Below are 4147 nucleotides of genomic sequence, written 5' to 3'. Positions count from 1 at the left end.
GCCTTGAGCTCACCCACCAGGTGCGCGCACGCCCGCACGGTGACGGCCATCATCGTCAGGGTGGGGTTCTGCGGGCCCTGGGAGGGGAAGCAGGAGCCGTCCGTGACGTAGAGGTTGGGCACGTCCCAGCTCTGGTTGTAGGGGTTGAGCACGGACGTCTTGGGGTCCCTGCCCATGCGCGCGGTGCCCACCTCGTGGATGGCCATGCCCGGCGTGGACAGCGTCCGGTTGATGCGCTCCACCGTGCAGCCCGCCACCTCCAGCATCTCCTGGCAGGAGGCGGCCGCGTCCTCCGTCATCTTCAACTCGTTGTCGGAGTGCCGGCAGTCGATGTGCGCCGCCGGGATGCCCCAGCGGTCCTTCACCGTGTCGCTCAGCGTGACGCGGTTCTCCGCGCGCGGGAGCATTTCGCCGAAGGGCACCAGGTGCACCTGGTCGTCGAAGGTGAAGACCTGGATGCCGTAGCCTCGCGCGAAGCCCGGCTCGCGCTCGGTGACGTTGCGGAACTGGGGGATGTACGCCCAGCCGTGCTCCTTCTGCTGCAGGTGCGCGGGCAACCCCATCCGCGCCTCAATCCCTTGCAGGTACATGTGGTCCATCAGGTGGCGGCCCACCATGCTGGAGCTGTTCGCCAGCCCGTCCGGGAACGCCCGGTTGCGCGAGTGCAACAGCAACCGCGTGGATTCAATGGTGCCCGCCGCCACCACCACCACCTTCGCGCGGACCTCCTCGGAGGTGCCGGTGTTCGCGTCGATGAAGGACACGCCCGTCGCCCGGCCCGTGTTCGGGTCGTGCAGGATGTGGCTGGCGATGGCGTGCGAGCGCAGCGTCAGCCGCCCCGTCTTCAGCGCCGCGGGCAGCGTCACCGGGGCGTTGGAGGTCCGCCGGGCCACGACGTGCCGGTTGGGCCAGCGGGCCCTCACCTTCTCACGCAGCCGCACCTCTCCAGGCGACAGCGGCGCGGGGCCGGCGAAGACGGAGTCCGGCAGCGTGTCCACGCCATCCGGGTTGCCACGCAGGCCCATCCACCGCTCCACCACCTCGTAGGACGGCGCCAGCTCCGCGTGCGACAGTGGCCAGTCGGGGCTGAGCCCGTCCAGGCTGCCCGCGTGGAAGTTGAAGTCGGACAGCCGGTAGAACTGGCGGCCGTGGCTCTTCACGCTGGTCCGCCCGCCCACCTGCCGCGCGCGGATCCAGGCGAACGGCGCGTCGGGCGGCGTGGTGTAGGGGTTGTCCACGTCGTCCACGAAGGCGTGGGGGTGGAAGGGCCAGGCGAAGCTCGTCGCCTGCACGGATTGGCGCCCCTTGCGCTCCGCGTCAGACTCCACGCGGTAGCCCAGCTTCTGCCGCAGCCGGTGCACCACGTGCATCACCTTGTCCGCCTGAGCGCTCCGGCCGGCTTCCAGCACCAGCACCTGCAAGCCGGCTTCCGTCAGTTGCTTTGCAGCCCAACCACCACAGGCTCCCGACCCCACCACCACCGCGTCATAGACCGTCTTGGACACCTTCATTGCCGCACTCACCCGGACGGTCTTTCTACCGCCGCTGCTAAAGTTCGAATATACTGTAAACCAGGAGCTTGTTGGTGCCTAGAGGGTGTAGAGGTAGGGACGGTGCCAACACAAGCCCGGGTCCTTGACTTCCCCCCGGCAGCTCCCTTGTGGGAGAGGATCGGACATGTCCGGTGTGCTGAAGCGGATTCGGTGGGGGCGACTGCTGGGGGTGTTGGTGGTGCTCCCCTGCCTGCTGGTGGCGCTGGCCGTCTTCGGCCGGGCCGCGTGGCGGTCCGAGCAGTACTTCCACTACCCGAAGCCGGCGGCGGTGCTGCCCGCGGACTTCGCGTCCGCGCGGGAGGTGACGCTGCGCACGGAGGACGGGGTGGAGCTGCGCGGCTGGTACGTGCCGTCGCGCAACAAGGCGGCGTGGGTGCTGGCGCACGGGCTGTCGCAGACTCGCATGGACCTGGTGCCGGAGGCGCGGGTGCTGCGCGACGCGGGCTACGGCGTGCTGCTGTTCGACCTGCGCGCGCACGGGCAGAGCGGGGGCGAGACTTCCACGTGGGGCGACCAGGAGCGCCTGGACGTGCGCGCGGCGCTGGAGTTCGTGCGGACGCAGCCAGACGTGGACCCCGCGCGGGTGGGGGCGCTGGGGTTCTCCATCGGTTCGGCGGCGGTGGCGGAGGTGGCGGCGAAGGATGAGAAGGTCGCGGCGGTGGTGCTGCTGTCTCCGTTCAACACGCTGTGGCTGGCGGCGGCGTATGACTTCCGGCGCTTCGGGGTCGTGACGCAGACGGGGGCGCTGATTCCCTTCTGGCGGCGCGGCATCCAGTTGGAGCAGGTGCGAACGATTGACGCCGTGGACCACATCCGGCCCCGGCCGCTGCTCGTCATCGCGGGGACGGAGGAGTCCGGGCAGCCGCTGCTGGACGAGCTGTTCGCGCACGTGGGCCCGTATGCCCAGACGTGGCGCATCCCCGGCGCGTCCCACGGCAACTTCGCCGCGACGGCCCCGGAGGAGTACCCGCGCCGCCTGCGGGCGTTCGCGGACGGCGCGCTGAAGCCCGGGCCCGCGGTGGAGGCGGCGGCCGTGGAGGCGACGCCCGCGGTGAAGGCCCCGGGGAAGAAGAAGGCTCCCAAGGCTCCGGTGAAGAAGCCGTCGCGCCGGACGAAGGCGGGCGCGACGGAGCGCTGAAGGCGTCAGGCGTCAGGCGTCATGGCCCGCGCGACCTCGCGGGCCTGCTTCCCTCGCCGCTACGCTCCGGCGGGCGGCGCGGCTTCCAGCTTCGCGAGCTGGTCCAGGTACGCGCGGCCCTTCACGGGGTCCGTCATGTAGAGGAAGGCCGCCATGCCCTTGAGCTGCTCCAGCGACTCGCCCTCGCGGCCCGGCTTGCCCTGCTGACGGTTGTGGATGGCCGCGCGCAGCCGGCGCACCACGTCGCGGGGGACTCGCGCGGCAGGGGTGCCTTCCTTCGCCTCGTTCACCACGAGCCCCGTCACCCGCTGACGGCTGCCCTTGCGCGCCACCCGCGTCTTGTCCGGGTGCACCGTGAAGCCCTCGGCCTCCACGATGTCCGTCACGCGCGCGAGCAGCACCGCCACCGGCGCGCCCTGGGACCGGCGCGCCTTGGGGGCCTTCGCCTTCGTCCAGGAGAAGGTCAGGTCGTCCGCGTAGCGCGTGTACGTGAAGCCCAGCTTGCGCGCGAGCGCCGACAGCCGCTTGTCCATCCGCAGGCACAGCGCGTTGGTGATGCCCGGCGATGTGGGCGCGCCCTGCGGCAGCGCTCGCGGGCCCTTCGCCACGTGCAGCGTCTTGCCCCGGAAGGAGAGCAGCTCGCGCGGGGCCTCGGTGGACATCAGCGCCAGCAGCGTGGAGGTGCCCTCCGGCAGGCCGCCCTTGCGCAACAGGCCCTTCACCCGCCGCCACGTCACGGTGGGGAAGAAGTCCTTCAGGTCCACCTTCACCACCACGTCCGCACCCCGGTGCGCCAGCGCGTTGGTGAGGATGGAGCGCCCCGCCACGAAGCCGTGCGCCGCGCCGTGCACCGGCAGCCGCTCCACGACGTTGGAGAGCACCCAGCGCTGCGCCTGCTTCAGCTCCGGCTTGGGCGACGTGATGGTGCGCTGGCTGCCGTCGCGCTTGGGGATGCGCCAGGACACGTAGTTGGAGCCCGTGTCCACGTCGCGGTGGAACGCGAAGCCGCGCAGCTTGGACACGCTCACGTCCAGCGCCTTCGCCAGCGCCTCCGCCGTGTCCAGCGCGGGCAGGCCGTTGGCGCGCGCGCGCTCCTCGCGGTGCTCCAGGTCGAAGCGGTCCGGGCCCTCGGCCTCGCTCCAGTGGATGCCCACGCCCAGGTGGTCGATGTGCGTGGACTTCCACGCCTCGTGGGCCTGGCGCTCCAGCGCGCGGCGCTCCACGGACTCGGCCTTCTTCTTCTCCTTCCAGGCCGTCTTCTCCTTCTCCTTCAGGGAGGAGAAGTCCACCTCGTCCGCGAGCGCGCCCTTCGCCACGAGCTGCGCGTGCACCCATTCGTCGGTGCCACCGGCTTCGGTGATGGCCTTCCAGCGCGCGAGCAGGACGTCGTTCGCGGCGCGGCGGGCCTCGCGCTTGGAGGCGGTGTTGGGCGCGGCGGCGGCCGGGGGGACTTCGG

Annotated in this window: 3 protein-coding genes; 1 reads left to right on the top strand and 2 read right to left on the bottom strand. The window is 71.3% G+C overall.

What is annotated here, in order from left to right:
• Positions 1-1511 (bottom strand): GMC oxidoreductase (locus D7V93_RS39385; RefSeq protein ID WP_147451581.1); only part of this gene is annotated, 1511 nt, incomplete at its 3' end.
• Positions 1512-1677: 166 nt separating this feature from the next.
• Here D7V93_RS39385 and D7V93_RS39380 point away from each other — a divergent pair.
• A complete protein-coding gene (locus D7V93_RS39380; protein ID WP_244237778.1) occupies positions 1678-2691 on the top strand; it encodes an alpha/beta hydrolase in 1014 nt (337 codons plus the stop codon).
• 59 nt (positions 2692-2750) lie between these two features.
• Here the strand turns inward: D7V93_RS39380 and D7V93_RS39375 are convergent.
• Positions 2751-4147, bottom strand: a 1397-nt coding sequence (locus D7V93_RS39375) for a reverse transcriptase family protein (protein WP_208723301.1), incomplete at its 5' end; no start/stop codon positions are given.

Origin of the sequence: Corallococcus llansteffanensis, from assembly GCF_003612055.1 — a bacterium.
Lineage (GTDB): Bacteria > Myxococcota > Myxococcia > Myxococcales > Myxococcaceae > Corallococcus > Corallococcus llansteffanensis.
This window is presented reverse-complemented; position numbering and strand designations above follow the sequence as displayed.

Coding starts and splice junctions, on each gene's coding strand:
- D7V93_RS39380 (WP_244237778.1), top strand. CDS start 1,678: ATGTCCGGTGTGCTGAAGCGGATTCGGTGGGGGCGACTGCTGGGGGTG.